17 protein-coding genes are annotated in these 16,705 nt (G+C 59.9%); 1 reads left to right on the top strand and 16 read right to left on the bottom strand.

Features of this window, described 5'->3' with window-relative positions; all coding sequences use genetic code 11:
• Nucleotides 1–119 precede the first annotated feature (119 nt).
• The 6 genes from JZY08_RS04545 to JZY08_RS04520 form a co-directional block, all read right to left on the bottom strand.
• A complete protein-coding gene (locus JZY08_RS04545; RefSeq protein ID WP_216331133.1) occupies nucleotides 120–653 on the bottom strand; it encodes a MerR family transcriptional regulator in 534 nt (177 codons plus the stop codon).
• Nucleotides 654–925: 272 nt separating this feature from the next.
• The gene (locus JZY08_RS04540) at nucleotides 926–1,264 is read right to left on the bottom strand and encodes an integration host factor subunit alpha (protein ID WP_216331131.1); all 339 of its coding nucleotides are present in this window, start codon (nucleotides 1,262–1,264) and stop codon (nucleotides 926–928) included.
• Nucleotides 1,265–1,507: 243 nt separating this feature from the next.
• Entirely contained in the window at nucleotides 1,508–2,479 is a 972-nt protein-coding gene (locus tag JZY08_RS04535) for a beta-ketoacyl-ACP synthase III (protein WP_035217797.1), read from the bottom strand.
• Between the two features lie 4 nt (nucleotides 2,480–2,483).
• The gene (gene plsX / locus JZY08_RS04530; protein WP_035218905.1) at nucleotides 2,484–3,545 is read right to left on the bottom strand and encodes a phosphate acyltransferase PlsX; all 1,062 of its coding nucleotides are present in this window, start codon (nucleotides 3,543–3,545) and stop codon (nucleotides 2,484–2,486) included.
• Between the two features lie 100 nt (nucleotides 3,546–3,645).
• On the bottom strand, nucleotides 3,646–4,209 hold the full coding sequence (locus tag JZY08_RS04525) for a DUF177 domain-containing protein (protein ID WP_035217799.1): 564 nt from the start codon (nucleotides 4,207–4,209) through the stop codon (nucleotides 3,646–3,648).
• Between the two features lie 8 nt (nucleotides 4,210–4,217).
• Complete coding sequence (locus JZY08_RS04520) at nucleotides 4,218–4,757, bottom strand: ubiquinol-cytochrome C chaperone family protein (RefSeq protein ID WP_035217802.1); 540 nt, start codon at nucleotides 4,755–4,757, stop codon at nucleotides 4,218–4,220.
• Nucleotides 4,758–5,027: 270 nt separating this feature from the next.
• Between JZY08_RS04520 and JZY08_RS04515 the strand changes: the two genes are divergently transcribed.
• Complete coding sequence (locus JZY08_RS04515) at nucleotides 5,028–5,558, top strand: outer membrane protein assembly factor BamE (RefSeq protein WP_035217805.1); 531 nt, start codon at nucleotides 5,028–5,030, stop codon at nucleotides 5,556–5,558.
• 75 nt (nucleotides 5,559–5,633) lie between these two features.
• On the opposite strand, the gene JZY08_RS04510 is transcribed toward JZY08_RS04515, so the two are convergent.
• The 10 genes from JZY08_RS04510 to JZY08_RS04465 form a co-directional block, all read right to left on the bottom strand.
• Nucleotides 5,634–7,772, bottom strand: a complete 2,139-nt coding sequence (locus JZY08_RS04510; RefSeq protein WP_216331130.1) for a sodium-translocating pyrophosphatase — start codon at nucleotides 7,770–7,772, stop codon at nucleotides 5,634–5,636.
• 220 nt (nucleotides 7,773–7,992) lie between these two features.
• Complete coding sequence (locus JZY08_RS04505; RefSeq protein WP_216331128.1) at nucleotides 7,993–9,216, bottom strand: MFS transporter; 1,224 nt, start codon at nucleotides 9,214–9,216, stop codon at nucleotides 7,993–7,995.
• 21 nt (nucleotides 9,217–9,237) lie between these two features.
• Entirely contained in the window at nucleotides 9,238–9,735 is a 498-nt protein-coding gene (gene nusB / locus JZY08_RS04500; RefSeq protein ID WP_004441180.1) for a transcription antitermination factor NusB, read from the bottom strand.
• 4 nt (nucleotides 9,736–9,739) lie between these two features.
• A complete protein-coding gene (locus JZY08_RS04495) occupies nucleotides 9,740–10,186 on the bottom strand; it encodes a 6,7-dimethyl-8-ribityllumazine synthase (protein ID WP_020809943.1) in 447 nt (148 codons plus the stop codon).
• A 164-nt stretch (nucleotides 10,187–10,350) separates the two neighbouring features.
• Entirely contained in the window at nucleotides 10,351–10,983 is a 633-nt protein-coding gene (locus tag JZY08_RS04490; RefSeq protein WP_080817239.1) for a LysE family translocator, read from the bottom strand.
• A 283-nt stretch (nucleotides 10,984–11,266) separates the two neighbouring features.
• The gene (locus JZY08_RS04485) at nucleotides 11,267–11,878 is read right to left on the bottom strand and encodes a riboflavin synthase (RefSeq protein ID WP_216331126.1); all 612 of its coding nucleotides are present in this window, start codon (nucleotides 11,876–11,878) and stop codon (nucleotides 11,267–11,269) included.
• The gene (gene ribD, locus JZY08_RS04480; RefSeq protein ID WP_216331125.1) at nucleotides 11,878–13,128 is read right to left on the bottom strand and encodes a bifunctional diaminohydroxyphosphoribosylaminopyrimidine deaminase/5-amino-6-(5-phosphoribosylamino)uracil reductase RibD; all 1,251 of its coding nucleotides are present in this window, start codon (nucleotides 13,126–13,128) and stop codon (nucleotides 11,878–11,880) included. The genes JZY08_RS04485 and ribD overlap by 1 nt, the downstream gene beginning before the upstream one ends.
• A gap of 2 nt (nucleotides 13,129–13,130) precedes the next feature.
• Nucleotides 13,131–13,610: a transcriptional regulator NrdR gene (gene nrdR, locus JZY08_RS04475; RefSeq protein ID WP_003496675.1), complete on the bottom strand. Its 480-nt coding sequence runs from the start codon at nucleotides 13,608–13,610 to the stop codon at nucleotides 13,131–13,133.
• 12 nt (nucleotides 13,611–13,622) lie between these two features.
• Complete coding sequence (glyA, locus tag JZY08_RS04470; RefSeq protein WP_216331124.1) at nucleotides 13,623–14,912, bottom strand: serine hydroxymethyltransferase; 1,290 nt, start codon at nucleotides 14,910–14,912, stop codon at nucleotides 13,623–13,625.
• Nucleotides 14,913–15,289: 377 nt separating this feature from the next.
• A complete protein-coding gene (locus tag JZY08_RS04465) occupies nucleotides 15,290–16,621 on the bottom strand; it encodes a murein L,D-transpeptidase (RefSeq protein WP_003496679.1) in 1,332 nt (443 codons plus the stop codon).
• Between the last annotated feature and the right edge of the window lie 84 nt (nucleotides 16,622–16,705).

Genomic DNA, 16,705 nt, shown 5'->3' with positions numbered 1-16,705 from the left:
GAGTTTGCGTTTTCCGCAAATCGCGAAAACGATCTAACGCCTTGTTTTTGCGCATTCCCGGCGAAAATCCGCGGTCCACCTTTTTGGTGGAAGCGCCTCAAGACAGCTGTGGAAAACCGTCAGCGAACCTGATCGAGCAGCCGCTTGCATTCGAGGAGATCGAACAGGGCTTCCTGCAAAAGCGCCTGATCATCCTTGCCGATACCTGACTTGCCGACCGATATTTCGGCATCGCTGTTGCCGCCGCCGAAGCCGAAAAAACGGCCGCTCGGCTTTGCCTTCGGACGGCCGACGACCTCGTCCCCATCGGCATCGATGACGCGCGGTTCGGCGACTTCCTTTTCACCGCTCGCCGCCATGATGGCTTCCATGGTGGCGAGATCGCCGGAGGCGATGGCCGCCACGAAGCGGTTGCCATTGGCTTTCAGCAGCTTCTGGACACCCTTGATGGTGTAGCCATGGTCATAAAGAAGATGACGAATGCCCTTCAGGAGATCGATATCATCGGGGCGGTAATAACGGCGGCCCCCACCCCGTTTCATCGGCTTGATCTGCGGAAAGCGCGTTTCCCAGAAACGCAGCACGTGCTGCGGCAGGTTCAGCTCATCCGCCACTTCACTGATCGTCCGAAACGCGTCGGGGCTTTTGTCCAAATTTCCACTCCCATCCGGACCCGGAGCGCCTTGCATAAAGCCGGGCACTGAACAAGAACGCTTCTCAACCGCCGATCCGTGCATCACAAATCGCGAAGACCTCAAGCGATCCCCGCATCGATGCCCGAAGCGGCAAGATGCCATTTATTAAAATTGATTATGATGCGAGTCGACCGGATTTCAACGGCTTGCACGTTGAAATTCAAGTATGTTCACAGGAAGAATGGAGAAAAGGCCTGCCGGGGGGCAAAAAAGGCTTTGGGACGGCCGGCTCAGGAGCCAGCCTTCTGGCCCTTTTGTTTAGTTTTGCGGGCCGTATGCGCCTTGAGAATACGCTGTTTCAGCACGTTCGAGGCCTTGAAGGTCATGACGCGGCGCGGCGAAATCGGAACTTCCTCACCCGTTTTCGGGTTGCGGCCGATGCGCTCGTTCTTTTCCCTGATCTGGAATGTCGCGAAGGACGACAGCTTGACGACCTCACCACGGGTGATCGCGTTGCAAATTTCGTCGATGATCGTTTCGACCAGTTCGGCGGATTCGGTGCGGGACAGCCCGACTTTACGAAACACAGATTCTGCAAGATCTGCGCGTGTCACTGTCTTCCCGGCCATTTTTCCCCACAAACCGTGTCTGAATTTTTCTCTAGGAGCCGCCGAGATTATTTCCCTTGTGGCGACCGGTCAAGCGATTGTTCCAGATTCATTTGAGGCTTTCGGCAATCAGTGCAAGGGCTTAGAGCGACTGATACGGTTTTGACACAGGCTCGGGCCGCTCCAGCGCATCTGATCGGGGCATCAGCGCGAAAATTACAACCGATTTCGCGCCATCACCCCGGCAAACGCACAAATTGCGCCTTACCAACGCAGCAGCACCGCGCCCCAGGTAAAGCCGCCACCCATGGCTTCCAGCATGACCAGATCGCCCTTCTTGATACGTCCGTCACCGGCCGCAACGGCGAGCGCCAGCGGAATGGAGGCCGCCGAGGTATTGCCGTGCTGATCGACGGTGATGACGACCTTTTCCGGGTCAATGTTAAGCTTCTTCGCGGAACCGTCGATGATGCGCTTGTTCGCCTGATGCGGAACGAGCCAGTCGAGATCGTCGGACGTCGTGCCCGTCGCCTCGAAGGCCTGCTCGATGACGTCGGTGATCATGCCGACGGCATGCTTGAATACTTCCCGGCCTTCCATGCGCAGATGACCGACCGTACCTGTCGTGGAAGGTCCGCCATCGACATAGAGCTTTTCCTTGTGCGAACCATCGGATCGCAGCTGCGCAGTCAGGATGCCGCGATCGTCAGAGGTGCCCTCGCCTTCACCAGCCTCAAGCACAAGCGCGCCGGCACCATCGCCGAACAGAACGCAGGTGGTGCGGTCCTTCCAGTCGAGAATGCGCGAGAATGTTTCCGAACCGATCACCAGAACACGCTTGGCCATGCCGCCGCGAATATAAAGATCGGCGGTCGATACGGCATAAACGAAGCCGGAGCAGACGGCCTGCATGTCGAAGGCGAAACCGTGGGTCATGCCGAGGCGGTTCTGGATGTTCACCGCCGTTGCCGGAAAGGTATTGTCCGGGGTCGATGTGGCCAGAATGATGAGATCGATATCGTCAGGCGTCAGGCCGGCATTGTCGAGGGCGGCGCGGGCCGCCGCCTCGCCAAGCGACGCGGTCGTTTCACCTTCGCCGGCGATATAGCGCTGCCGGATGCCCGTGCGCTGCACGATCCACTCGTCGGAGGTCTCGACGACACCTTCGATTTCGCTGTTGGTCATGACACGCTTCGGAAGCGCTGCCCCGAAACCACGGACTATAGAACGGATCATTCCCTTATTCCTCGTCAGCCACGAGAGCTTCGGGCGCCGGGGGCGGAAGCCGTCTTGCGTGGTAAATCTTCAGATCGTTTTCAATTTTCGCCGTCAGTCCGTTATGGACCATGTCGTAGCCGACATCGACGGCGGAAGCAAAACCGATGGCATCCGTGCCGCCATGGCTTTTGATGACAATGCCGTTCAGGCCGAGAAACACGCCGCCATTGACTTTGCGCGGGTCCATTTTTTCCCTGAGCACATCAAAGGCGCTTTTCGCCAGGATATAACCGATCTTGGCAAAGAAGCTGCGGGAGATCGCCTCACGCAGAAGCGTGGTGATCTGGCGCGCGGTGCCTTCGGCGGCTTTCAGCGCGATGTTGCCGGTGAAACCTTCGGTCACCACCACATCCACCGTACCCTTGCCGATATCGTCGCCCTCGACAAAACCGCGATAGTCGATGGTGCCGAGATCGGCCTCGCGAATGAGACGCCCGGCTTCACGCACCTCTTCCTGACCCTTGACCTCCTCGACGCCGACATTGAGCAGGCCGACAGTGGGACGGTCGATATCGAACAGCGCACGCGCCATGGCGCCACCCATCAGGGCGAAATCGAGCAATTGCTGGGAATCGGCACCGATCGTCGCGCCGACATCGAGAACGATGCTTTCGCCTTTCAGCGTCGGCCAGATGCCGGCGATTGCCGGACGTTCCACCCGCGCCATGGTGCGCAAACAGAATTTGGCCATGGCCATCAGCGCGCCGGTATTGCCGGCGGAAACGACAACGTCGGCTTCACCCAGCTTCACGGCCTCGATGGCGCGCCACATGCTGGAGACGTAACGGCCTCGACGAAGCGCTTGGCTCGGCTTTTCATCCATGCCGACCGAGACTTCACAATCGTGAAAGACCGACTTTTCCCGAAGGGCGGGATATTGTGCCAGAATGGGGTCGCATTTGCTCTTCTGCCCGTAGAGCAGAAAAGTTACATCATTATGCCGTTCAAGCGCCTTGGCAGCACCGGGTATGGCAACATCAGGGCCGAAATCGCCACCCATGACGTCAATCGCTATTCTGATCACTCGTCCCTTATCCTTCTTGCCGCCACTCAAGCGGATTTCGCGCGAAAATACCTTTTCCGGCTCCTGATACAATATATTTATTTCAGCCTGTCGGGGCCATTCAGTCTTTTTTCCAGTCTTTCAGCACGGCAAAGGGCGACGGACGCTTCTCTGCTTCGGGCTCCTTGTCAGCCGTATCAGCGAATTCGGCATCCGATTTGCGCGGATAGGGATCGATCGCAAGCGCCGCGAATTCCGCCACCACGGCGCCCACATCGATGCTGTCGCCGGTGAACTGGTCGGGAATATCGGGACCATCGGGGTCGAGCACGATCTCACCCTCCTCGTTGGTGACCATGCGCGCGAGCTTCGACCCTTCGGGAACGAAGATGTGCTCCACCGCCTCGTCGATCTTGCTCGTGACTGGCTCCAGCGTCACCACGCAGGACTGGGTCACGGCCGCATGCACCTCGCCCTTGATCTTGATGCCATCCTTCTTCCAGCGGGTAACCTGCAGCTCCGCCTTCAGATAGTCGACGGACACCACATCCCAGAATTTCGCCAGCGCCTTCAGCTCCTCGGCATTGGCTTCGAGACCAATCCTGACGGGATTGGCGGAAATATGGCCTACCTTTACGGGATAGGAAAAAGGCAGGTCGTCATTTGCGGCGTGTCGCGCGTTCATCGTAAACCTCATTGTCCAGGCAGGGGCAGCGTCAGGCTTCCGGTCGCTATCGTTTCCTCGGAGCATGCGGAAAGGGCGGAAGACGTTTCCATCATCCAACCCGCCAGCCCGTCCAGCTGCGGCGCCTTATCGTCTGTCTGCGGATATATATTGCGCGCAAGCGCTGCGGCAAGGGCAACGGGGTCGGATGCATCCAGCGCCGCCGCGTAGGATTCCAGCCGCCCGTAAAACATGCCGGCAAATTTCTTCATCCGTTTCGGCACGCCCTGGTCGCCGATACCAAGCTCACGGATGGAATGATCAATATCCTGAAAAAAGGCGTCGACGATCTCCTGAGCGATCTCCTGCCCGCTGACACCTGATGATTTGGTGCGGCGGAAATAGAGAATCATGATGATCGACAACATTTCGAAACGGCCCATCACCGTGTCGGGAACACCAAGATCGAGATAAAATTCAGGCGTGCGGGCAGCAGCCGTCAAGGTCGCATATTGGCGGTCGACTATGGCGCGATTGTTGTTTTTCTTCCTGAACAGCCCGAATATCATTGTTTTTTTCCGAACGTGACCGGTGAATTCGCTTACCGCCCATCGCACTTGTTGCATGATTGTCAAAGCTGGTTTACCGAAGCATCCACGAATTGCAATGCTGTCGCGGTCACGTTCGTCTTTGCGCTGAAACAGTCGAAGAGAACCGGAGGAGTTCCAGAAGGCCGGGAAAGCATTGAATTTGGGGGGTGATCGGGATTTTCCGTCCCCGGATTGACACAATCATGTGCACAGACACTGTGCACCACGCAATGCCGGAAGGTGCCATTCATGATCGCAGTCGGGAAAACGCAGTTGAGCAAGCAGAAATCCGCAAGTCAGGGCAAAATTCTGAGCAAAACGGCCATCGCAATCGTCCTCGCGTCCGGCCTGCTTTCCGCCTGCACCAGCACGACCGATGTGTTCCACAATGGTTATGTCATGGACGACCAGGCGCTCCAGCTGATCCCCGAAGGCTCCAGCCGCGAGCAGGTTCTGCTGACCATGGGCACGCCCTCGACCACGGCGACCTTCGGCAACGAAGTTTTCTACTACATCTCGCAGAAGCGTGTGCGCCGCGCCGCCTTCATGAAGCCGACGCTGGTCGAGCAGAATATTCTCGCGATCTATTTCAACAAGGACGGCGTGATCGAGCGCAAGGCCAATTACGCGCTGCAGGACGGCAAGGTCTTTGACACGATTTCCCGCACCACCCCGACAGGCGGCAAGGATCTGACGTTCCTGCAGCAGCTGCTCTCCGGCGGCACCTCGGGCGCCAATATCGCCAAGAGCATTCTCGGTCAGGGCAACAACACCCCCTGATCGGAAGACGGAACGAAAAATTCAAAGGCCCGGGGATCGCTCCCCGGGCCTTTTTCATTTGTCGGACCTAAGCCCTCAGTGGGCAAGAACCGCAAGCAGCAGCAGCGCCACGATATTGGTGATCTTGATGGCCGGGTTGACGGCCGGACCGGCGGTGTCCTTGTAGGGATCGCCGACCGTATCGCCCGTCACCGAGGCCTTGTGGGCATCGGAACCCTTGACGTGGCGCACGCCGTCCTTGTCGATGAAACCGTCCTCGAAGCTCTTCTTGGCATTATCCCACGCGCCGCCACCGGAGGTCATGGAAATCGCCACGAACAGGCCGTTGATGATGACGCCGAGCAGCGATGCGCCAAGTGCTGCGAAGGCAGACGCCTTGGAACCGGAAATCAGCAGCACGCCGAAATAAACGACGAGCGGCGCCAGAACCGGCAGAAGCGACGGAATGACCATTTCCTTGATCGCGGCCTTGGTCAGAAGATCAACCGCCTTGCCATAGTCCGGCTTTTCCGTTCCGGCCATGATGCCCGGCTTTTCCCGGAACTGGCGGCGGACTTCTTCGACGATCGAGCTTGCCGCCTTGCCTACCGCCGTCATCGCAATGCCGCCGAAGAGGTACGGGATGAGGCCACCGAACAGCAGGCCCGCCACGACGTAAGGATTGGCAAGGCTGAAGGAAATCTCGCCAATATCCTTGAAGTAGGGATAGGTATCGCCATTGGCGGCGAAATAGGACAGGTCGTTGGAATAGGCCGCAAACAGCACCAGCGCGCCGAGACCGGCAGAACCGATGGCGTAACCCTTGGTGACGGCCTTGGTGGTGTTGCCGACGGCATCCAGCGCGTCGGTCGCCTTGCGCACGTCAGGATCGAGACCGGCCATTTCAGCGATACCACCGGCATTGTCCGTCACCGGGCCGAAGGCGTCGAGCGCCACGATCATGCCTGCCAGACCCAGCATGGCGGTGACCGCGATGCCGGTGCCGAACAGGCCGCCGAGCTGGTAGGTGCCGATGATGCCACCGACGATGACAATGGCCGGCAGCGCCGTCGATTCCAGCGAGACCGCAAGGCCCTGGATGACATTGGTGCCGTGACCGGTGACAGACGCCTGGGCGATGGAGTTGACCGGGCGCTTGTTGGTGCCGGTATAATATTCGGTGATGACGACGATCAGCGCCGTCACGACAAGGCCGACAATGCCGCACAGGAAGAGGTTGCTGCCGGTGATCTCCATTCCGGCCACCGTGCCGACCGTGCCCCAGCCGACCGTCGCATGGGTAGCGACCGCCAGACCGGCAACGGAGAAGATACCGGTGGCGATCAGGCCCTTATAGAGTGCGCCCATGATGGAATTGTTGGTGCCAAGCTTGACGAAGAAGGTGCCGGCAATCGACGTCAGGATGCAGGCGCCGCAAATCGCCAGCGGATAGACCATGGCGCTTTCCAGTATCGGCGTTCCGGCAAAAAAGATTGCCGCAAGAACCATCGTCGCGACGACAGAGACGGCATAGGTCTCGAAGAGGTCAGCGGCCATGCCGGCGCAATCGCCGACATTGTCGCCGACATTGTCGGCAATGGTTGCCGGGTTGCGCGGATCGTCTTCGGGAATTCCAGCTTCGACCTTCCCGACGAGATCGCCGCCGACATCGGCGCCCTTGGTGAAGATGCCGCCGCCGAGGCGGGCGAAGATGGAAATCAGCGATGCGCCGAAGCCAAGCGACACCAGCGCATCGATCACCTCACGCGAACCGGCCGCATGGCCCATCACCGAGGTCAGAATGAAATAATAGATTGAGACGCCGAGCAGCGCGAGACCGGCCACCAGCATGCCGGTGATCGCGCCCGACTTGAAGGCGATGTCGAGACCGGCGGAAAGGCTGTGCGAGGCGGCCTGCGCGGTGCGCAGATTGGCGCGCACGGACACATGCATGCCGACGAAACCGGCGGCGCCCGAAAGCACCGCGCCGATGAGGAAACCAATGGCCGCCATTGCCGACAGCAGATACCAGGCGAGAACGGCGACGATCAGTCCGACGATGGCGATGGTGAGATATTGACGGGTGAGATAAGCCTGTGCGCCTTCACGGATATAACCTGCTATTTCACGCATACGCTCGTTGCCCTGATCGGCATCGAGAACACTCTTGGTCGCCCATACCGCGTAAACCACGGACAGGATACCGCATAAAATCACTATGGGTATTACGGTCATGCGCACTTACCTCCCAAAAAGCCGGGTCTCACTCCCTCCCCGGCGTGGCGAAACCTTGTGCAAGGACCGGATGATCGCAAGCGCTCCGGGTCCTGTCGTGGCCATTTGTTCCCCTCCCAAGGAAGAATGACCTGCGCGGCAAGATTGCGTTGGCGAAAGGCGTGGCGTCAAGCCCACAATTTTGCCTGAAACATGAAAGGGGTAGAGTGCTGACGCAATCTCAGGCGGCGTTTTTGCGCGGGGTCAGCAGCAGCGACAGGACAAGCAGCAGGCAAAGGCCAGCCACCGGCCAGATGACGAGGTTCATTACCGACCAGCCCCAGGCCGTGAACACCTTGCCGGAAGAGAAGGATGAAAGCGCCACCGTGCCGAAAAGCACGATATCGTGGAAACCCTGCACCTTGTCCGCCTCATGCGGGCGGTAGCTGGAGGTGATGATGGCGGTCGCGCCGATAAAACCGAAATTCCAGCCGAGCCCAAGGAGAATGAGCGCCGTCCAGAAATTCCACAATTCGATACCCATATGGGCGACGACGGCGCAGGCCATCAGCACAACGAGGCCGGTCGCAACGATTTTCTCGGCTCCGAATCGGGAGATCAGCATGCCGGTGAAGAAGCTCGGGCCGAACATGGCGAGAACATGCCACTGAATGCCGAGGGTCGCGAGTTCGGAGGGGAAACCGCAACCGACGACCATGGCGAGCGGTGCGCCGGTCATCATGAAGGTCATCAATGCGTAGGAACCGATGCCGCAGACCATGCCGGTGACGAAACGGTGCGTGCGGACGATCTCCGACAGGGGCCGCACCGCGTGCGCGTGGGTAGAGGCGGCCTTTGGATCCGGTAATTTCAGGAATGCCAGAATGGCAATCGAGATGATACCAAGCGGCACCAGCGCGATAAAGACGCCGGCAAAGGTGACCGGCGCGAACACGTCCTTACCGAAAATGGCAAGCTGCGGACCAACGATGGCCGAGATGATTCCACCCGCCAGGATCCAGGAAATGGCTTTCGGCTTATAAAAGGATGGCGAGGCATCGGCGGCGGCGAAGCGGATTTTCTGCGTGAAGCCGCCGGAAATGCCGATCAGCAGCAGGCCGACGGCAAACAGCCAGAAATCCGAACGGAAAAGCGCTACGGCAGCGATACCGCCGCCAATCGAGCACATCAGCGCGCCGACCATGAAGCCTGCCTTGCGGCCGAGAAAGCGGGATGCGGCTGCCACGCAGATGGCGCCGAGCGCCACGCCGATATTGAAGCCGGTGAGAGGTGCGGTCGCCAGCGACTTGTCCGCGCCGAGCAGCTGATAGCCGGCAAGTGCGCCAACCGAAAAGCTCAGGGGCGCAGCCGATCCCATGATCGCCTGCGCGATGGTGAGGAGGAAGACGTTGCGCTTCGCCTCGTCCAGTTGAACTTCAAGTCCGGGGACGGAAACCGCGCTCATCTCTTCCTCACCTGTTTTACTTCAGCGTTTTGCCTCGCCGCGCACCTGCTTGGCAATGCGGTCAAGCACCGCATTCACGAGCTTCGGCTCATCATGCTCGAAGAAAGCACGGGCGATCTCGACATATTCCGTGACGATGACGGCGACCGGCACGTCCTTGCGCTCCAGAATCTCGAAAGTGCCGGCACGCAGAATGGCGCGCACGGTGGCATCGAGACGCGACAGCGGCCAGTCTTCCAGAAGGGCCGAGCGGACCAGCGGATCGATCTTGGTCTGATCGCGGACGACGCCGGAAACGATGGAACGGAACCAGGACGGGTCGGCTTTCAGATAGGTATCGCCGTCAACTTCCTGGCCAAGACGGTGCGCCTCATATTCGGCCACGACTTCCATAACGCCGGTTCCGCCGACATCCATCTGGTAAAGCGCCTGCACGGCCGCAAGGCGGGCCGCGCCGCGCTGGTTGGCTGGCTTTACCGAAGGCTGGCGCGGTTCACCGCCATTTTCAACATTCGACATGCGTTCAGCCACCCAGTTTTTTCTTCAGCTCGATCATCGTCAGCGCCGCACGCGCCGCGAAACCGCCCTTGTCCTTGTCGGAACGACGCACGCGTGCCCATGCCTGCTCGTCATTCTCAACGGTGAGAATGCCGTTGCCGATCGGCAGCGATTCGCTGACGGCAAGATCCATCAGCGCGCGGGAGGATTCGTTGGAAACGATGTCGAAGTGGTAGGTCTCACCGCGAATGACCATGCCAAGCGCGACGAAACCGTCATATTCCGTGCCGTCATTGTCAGCACCGTCAAGCGCCATGGCGATGGCGGCAGGGATTTCCAGCGCGCCCGGAACGGTAATGACGTCATAGGTGGCGCCTGCCTCATCGAGCGCGAATTTCGCGCCTTCGAGAAGGGCATCCGCCATATCGTCGTAAAAACGTGCTTCCACGATAAGAAGATGGGGTTTGGACATGATATTTTCCTGAAAAGCTTGATGCCGGATCATACCGGCTTTTGCGGCGGTCAAACCACGGCTGGCCATTTTTGGCAAGTAATTTCATGTGTCAGCGGCGCAAGAGGCCGCGTTTGCGGGGCATTTGGCCGGGTTTCACGCCTTCCGGCGAGGCTCCGCGACAATCAGGTTTTCTGGAAGGCGAGATGGACGCCAAGCCCCATCAGCACCGTCCCGGCCGCGCGCCGGGCAAGCACCTGAACCGCCCCGGAACGCTTCAGACGCCCGACCATGGCGCCCGCCAGAAGCACGCCGACAAGATCGGCCGAGGAAAAAATGAAATTGACGGCGATGCCGAGGATCAGCAATTGCAGCCAGACCGGAAAGGCCGCCGCAGGGTCCACGAATTGCGGCAGGAAGGCCAGAAAGAACAGCGCGGTCTTCGGATTGAGCACATCGACGATGATACTGTCGATGAAGGCGCGGCGGGCCGATTTCGGCTCGATGGTCAGATTGACGGCCTCCCCTTCGAGCTTGCTGCGCAGCATCGAGAAGCCGAGCCAGATGAGATACAGTGCACCGCACAGCTTTACCGCAAGATAAAGCCAGGGCACTGCCTGAAACAGCACCGAAAGCCCTGCCGCAGAGGCAAAAATGTGGAAATAGCAGCCGACATGGATACCAAGCACCGCCATCAGGCCCGCAAACCGTCCACGCGCCATGGTCTGCGCCGCCGCATAAAGCATGGCCGGACCGGGGATATAGGCGAACAAGGCGGTGGTTATGAAAAAGGCTGTCAGCAGTTCGAAAGACGGCATGATGTATTTCCCCTACCCCGTTTGGGCCTAAAGACGTCTTTATAACGTTTGCGCGTCAATCGGAAGCAGAGTGTCGGACAAGAATTGATCTGTCGCAATGTCGGACGACGATAAAGCCCTTCCGTCATTCCGGCCTTGAGCCGGAATCCAGTCGACGTGCGTCTGCGCGGCGGAAAAACTCTTTTCAGCCCAAGGACTTGGGCTGGTTGGATTCCGGCTCAAGGCCGGAATGACGATAGGGAGAGGTATCAGCGACAATAAACCATCGAGCCAGCACTCCAGCTCATGCCGAGGGAAACTCCGCAAGCCTTGCGGCATAACGCGCCATGGTGTCGACTTCGAAATTGACGAAATCGCCCGGCTGGCGTTCGCCCCATGTGGTGACGGAAAGCGTATGGCGGATCAAAAGAACGTCGAAATCCGTGCCCTCGACGGCGTTGACGGTCAGCGATGTGCCGTCCAGCGCGACGGAGCCCTTGGGCGCGACGAATTTCGCCAGATGGTCCGGTGCACGCAGGCGGATGCGGACCGCTTCGCCTTCCGGCTCTACCGCGAGGATTTCCGCCCGTCCGTCGACATGGCCGGAAACGATGTGGCCGCCAAGCTCATCGCCGATCTTGAGCGCCCGCTCCAGATTGACGTGGGTACCCTTTTGCCAGCCGGCAATCGTCGTCAGACGCAAAGCCTCTTCCCAGGCCTCGACCTCGAACCAGCGCTCATTGCTGCCGTCTTCCGGCAGTCTGGTCACCGTCAGGCAGATGCCGCCATGGGAGATCGATGCGCCCATATCGATGGTCTTGGGATCGAAATTGGTCGCCACCCGCAGACGGATGCCTTCTGCCAGGGCTTCCAGCTCGGACACGGTTCCAACGTCGGTGACAATTCCGGTAAACATCAAAGCGGCCTTTCATAATCGAAGCAGCGATCCGGCCCGTAGGTGGTTTCGCTGACCAAAACATAATCGCCCGGAATATCGGCACGGCGGAGCGGCGTTTCAATGCCGCCGTCACCGACCACGACCGGGCTTTCAAATAGCATGATACGGTCCACCAGCCCCGCTTCAAGGAATGATTTTGCGGCAAAAGCGCCACCTTCGACCAGAAGTTCCGACATGCCGCTTTCGGCGAGAATGTGGAGGAGGTTTTCGAGGGTTGGGGCTTCGAGGATCTGGACGCCGGCGTCGGTCAGGAGTTGGCGCTTTGACTCGGCGTTACCCCCCTCTGCCCTGCCGGGCATCTCCCCCTCAAGTGGGGAGATCGGCAAGGGGCTGTCCGATCGTTCAAATTTCGGTGCCGGTTCACCCTCTCTGGCCATCGATGCATGACCGAGCAGCGCTCCATCGATCTCCCCCCTTGAGGGGGAGATGCCCGGCAGGGCAGAGGGGGGTAACGCCGCGACCGCAACGATTACCGGCACCTCGCGCGCCGTCTTCACCAGCTTCGATGTCAGCGGCAACTCAAAATGTCGATCAAGCACGATGCGGACCGGCGAGCGATCCTCTAGACCTTCAACGCGGACCGTCAATTCCGGATCATCGGCAATCGCCGTGCCAATCCCCACAAGGATGCAATCACAACGCGCCCGGAGCTCATGCACGGCGTGGCGAGCCTGCTGCCCGGTAATCGCCACCTGCCCCTCGCCTCTCCTGCCGATCATGCCATCAGCGGAAATAGCAAGCTTCAGAATCACATGCGGGCGTTTTCTAACCTGACGTGTGAGGTAACCGGCAAGCGCTCGCTCACCTTCACGGCGCAGCAGGCCGGTTTCCACCGCAATGCCCGCATCGCGCAGGATCGTGTAACCACGCCCCGAAACACGCTCATCCGGATCGTCGACAGCAACCACGACGCGGGCAACGCCGAATTCCACCAGCGCATTGGCGCAGGGTGGCGTCTTGCCCCAGTGCGAACAGGGTTCGAGGGTTACATAGGCGGTAGCGCCGCGTGCGGCTTCGCCGGCCATCTCCAGCGCCTGCCGCTCGGCATGGGGGCGGCCGCCAATCGCTGTTACCGCCTCGGCGATGATTTTTCCGTCTTTTACGAGAACACAGCCAACCGATGGGTTGGTGAGCGTCTGGCCCTGATGGCGAAGCGAAACCTCGATTGCCCGGGCCATGAATCTTTCGTCATCGGCGCGGGTCGTCACGTCTACACTCCGGCGTCCGTATCGCGGGCGATCTTGGCGTTGATTTCGGCAATCACGTTTTCGAAATCCTCGGCATGGCTGAAATCGCGATAGACCGAGGCGTAACGCACGAAGGCCACGTCATCGAGGCTCTTCAGCGCTTCGAGAACCTGCAGGCCGATTTCTTCCGAGGGGATTTCCGTCTCGCCGGAACTTTCCAAGCGGCGGACGATGCCGGAGACGGCGCGCTCGATCCGGTCACGGTCGACCGGGCGCTTGCGCAGCGCGATCTCGAAGGATCGCACCAGCTTTTCCCGGTCGAAGGGCAGCTTGCGGCCGCTTTTCTTGATGACCATCAGCTCACGCAGTTGCACGCGCTCATAGGTCGTGAAGCGGCCGCCGCAATCGGGGCAGATGCGCCGCCGGCGGATGGAGGTGTTGTCCTCCGCCGGACGCGAGTCCTTGACCTGTGTGTCTTCGGAACCGCAAAATGGGCAGCGCATCGTTTTTCTTCCTTACATGTACGGATACATCGGGAAACGGTCGGTCAGGCCGACGACCTTTTTACGCACCGCAGCTTCAACGGCAGCGTTGCCTTCATCCGAATTGGCGACCTTCAGGCCGTCGAGAACCTCGACGATCAGCTTGCCGATTTCGCGGAATTCCGCTTCCTTGAAACCGCGCGTCGTGCCGGCCGGCGTGCCGAGACGCACACCCGAAGTGACGAAGGGCTTTTCCGGATCGAAAGGAATGCCGTTCTTGTTGCAGGTGATGTATGCGCGGCCGAGGGCTGCTTCCGCCCGCTTGCCGGTGGCGTTCTTCTTGCGAAGGTCGACCAGCATCAGGTGGTTGTCGGTGCCGCCGGAGACGACATCCAGACCGCCTTCGACCAGCGTTTCGGCAAGCGCCTTGGCGTTCTTGACGACCTGCGCGGCGTAGTCCTGGAATTCCGGCTGCAGCGCCTCACCGAAGGCAACCGCCTTGGCGGCGATGACGTGCATCAGCGGGCCGCCCTGGAGGCCGGGGAAAACGGCCGAGTTGAACTTCTTGGCCAGATCCTCGTCATTGGTGAGGATCATGCCGCCACGCGGGCCGCGCAGCGACTTGTGCGTCGTTGTCGTGGCGACATGGCAATGCGGGAACGGCGACGGATGCTGGCCACCGGCAACGAGACCGGCAATGTGGGCCATGTCGACCATCAGATAGGCGCCGACTTCATCGGCGATCTCGCGGAAGCGCTTCCAGTCCCAGATACGGGAATAGGCTGTGCCGCCGGCGAGGATCAGCTTCGGCCGGGTTTCCTTGGCCTTGCGCTCCACTTCGTCCATGTCGAGCAGGTTGTCGCCTTCACGCACGCCGTAGGAGACGACGTTGAACCACTTGCCGGACATGTTGACCGGCGAACCATGCGTCAGATGGCCTCCCGAGTTCAGGTCGAGACCCATGAAGGTATCACCCGGCTGCAGGAGCGCGAGGAACACGGCCTGGTTCATCTGCGAACCGGAATTGGGCTGAACGTTGGCGAAGTTGACGCCGAACAGCTTCTTGGCGCGCTCGATGGCGAGTTCTTCAGCAATATCGACGAACTGGCAGCCGCCGTAATAACGCTTGCCCGGATAACCTTCCGCATATTTGTTGGTCATGATCGAACCCTGCGCTTCGAGCACGGCGCGGGAAACGATGTTTTCCGAGGCGATCAGTTCGATCTCGTGGCGCTGGCGACCCAGTTCCTTCTCGATCGCGCCGAAAATATCCGGATCGACTTCGGCAAGCGGACGGGAGAAGAAAGCATCTGTGTTCGACATGGTGAAGGCTCCTGAAACAGTAATGCGATGGCGTCTTAGCGCCCTGCCCGGACAAGAGCAATACGGGCTGCGAGATTTGCCCGTCAAACTGCGACGTTGCGACAAAAAACGACAGTTGTTTTTATGAAAGCAGCGGTGAGAGGAGAAAAAGCCGCACGCGGCGGGCAGGATCAGACTTGTGAGGAAAGGCGACAAGCTTTCCTCCCGTCATGCCGGACTAGATCCGGCATCCAGCCACGGCGCGTCTGCGCCGTGAAAGGACTCTCTCGCGATCAAGGACTTGATCGCACTGGAACCTGGATCAGGTCCGGGGTGACGGCGTATGAGGGCTACGCCGCACCCGGCGAAGCGCGGCCTTCAATGAAAGCAAAGCCGGATCAGTTGCGCGGCAACAGGTCGTCGTCAACCGGGCCGGCCGGCTGCTCGATGCCGGTCGTCGTGTTGAGTGCCAGTTCGGCGTTGCCGTCCTTCTCATAGATGTCGTCGCGGAACTGCACCACGCCGTCCTTCGCCGACCATGCGGTGATGTAGACGAAATAAACGGGCACTTCCTGCGCCAGCTTGATCGGCGTGTTGACGCGGGTTGCGATGACGCGCTCCATTTCCTGACGTGACCAGCCGGGCGTGTCGCGCAGCAGCCAGCTTGTCAGGTCGCGCACGTTCTGCACGCGCACGCAGCCGGAGGATTCGAAACGCATCAGCTTGTTGAACAGGCCCTGCTGCGGCGTGTCGTGCATATATTCGTTGTTCGGATTGTGGAAGTTGATCTTCGTGGACGACATGGCGTTGATCTTGCCGGGGTCCTGACGGAACATCAGGTTCGGGGCCTTCGGCGCGAACCAGTCAACGGATGTCGGCGACACTTCCTGTCCCTTGCCATCGATGAGGCGGATGTTGTTCCGCTCCAGATAGGTCGGGTCCTTCTGCATCAGCGGCACGATGTCCTTTTCGACGATCGAGCGCGGCGCTGTCCAGTAGGGGTTGAGGATGACCTCATAAATCTTCGAGTTGATGACGTGCGTCGGGCGGCTGGCGCGGCCGACGACGGCCGTATTGCGCAGGACGACGCGCTCATTCTCAACCGCCTCGATGGCGGCGGCCGGAATGTTCACCATCAGGTGACGCTGGCCGAGATCGCCAGACATGGACTGGATGCGGACAAGGTTGGTCTGCAGCTGCGCCAGACGAATCTGGGCCGAAACATTGAGCGCTTTGGTCGTATATTCACCGCTGACACCATCGGCCGGAAGGCCGTGGCGTGCCTGGAAGCGCTTCAGGGCACCGTCGACGTAGGAATCGAAGGCGCTGGAAATGCCGGCTTCGCGCGGCAGGTCGCCGGAGACCATCAGGCGCTGGCGAAGCGCCTGCACCGAGGGATCCGAGACGCCGATCTGAAGACGCTGCTGGGTGACGGGCACGTCCGGCCAGCCGCCGTTCTGCACGATCTGCTGATATTGCATGATCGCCTGCTGCATATAGACAGGTGCTTCCCGCCCCAGAACCGGGTTGTTGGAGACGACACCCACGGCGGAACGCGACGAGTTGGCGTCGAACTGGTCATCCCAGTTGCCGCGGCGCGAAGAGCCCATGAGATCGTTAAGCGCGTTCTGCGCAAAGGCAGGCGCGGCAAGCGCTGCGGCACCAACGGAAACGGCAGAGCGCAGAAGCGCACGGCGCGATACGGAATCGGATACGGATTTCTTTGTCATTCTACCTACCAGCCACTCTCTTCGGCATTCTGAACAATGCCTAAATCAATATGATTAACAAACACGTACAACGTGTCTGCCGGC

The sequence above is a fragment of the Rhizobium sp. X9 genome (genome assembly GCF_018873185.1).
GTDB lineage: Bacteria > Pseudomonadota > Alphaproteobacteria > Rhizobiales > Rhizobiaceae > Agrobacterium > Agrobacterium oryzihabitans.
Note: the sequence above shows the minus strand (reverse complement) of the source record. Positions and strands in the feature narration are given on the sequence as shown.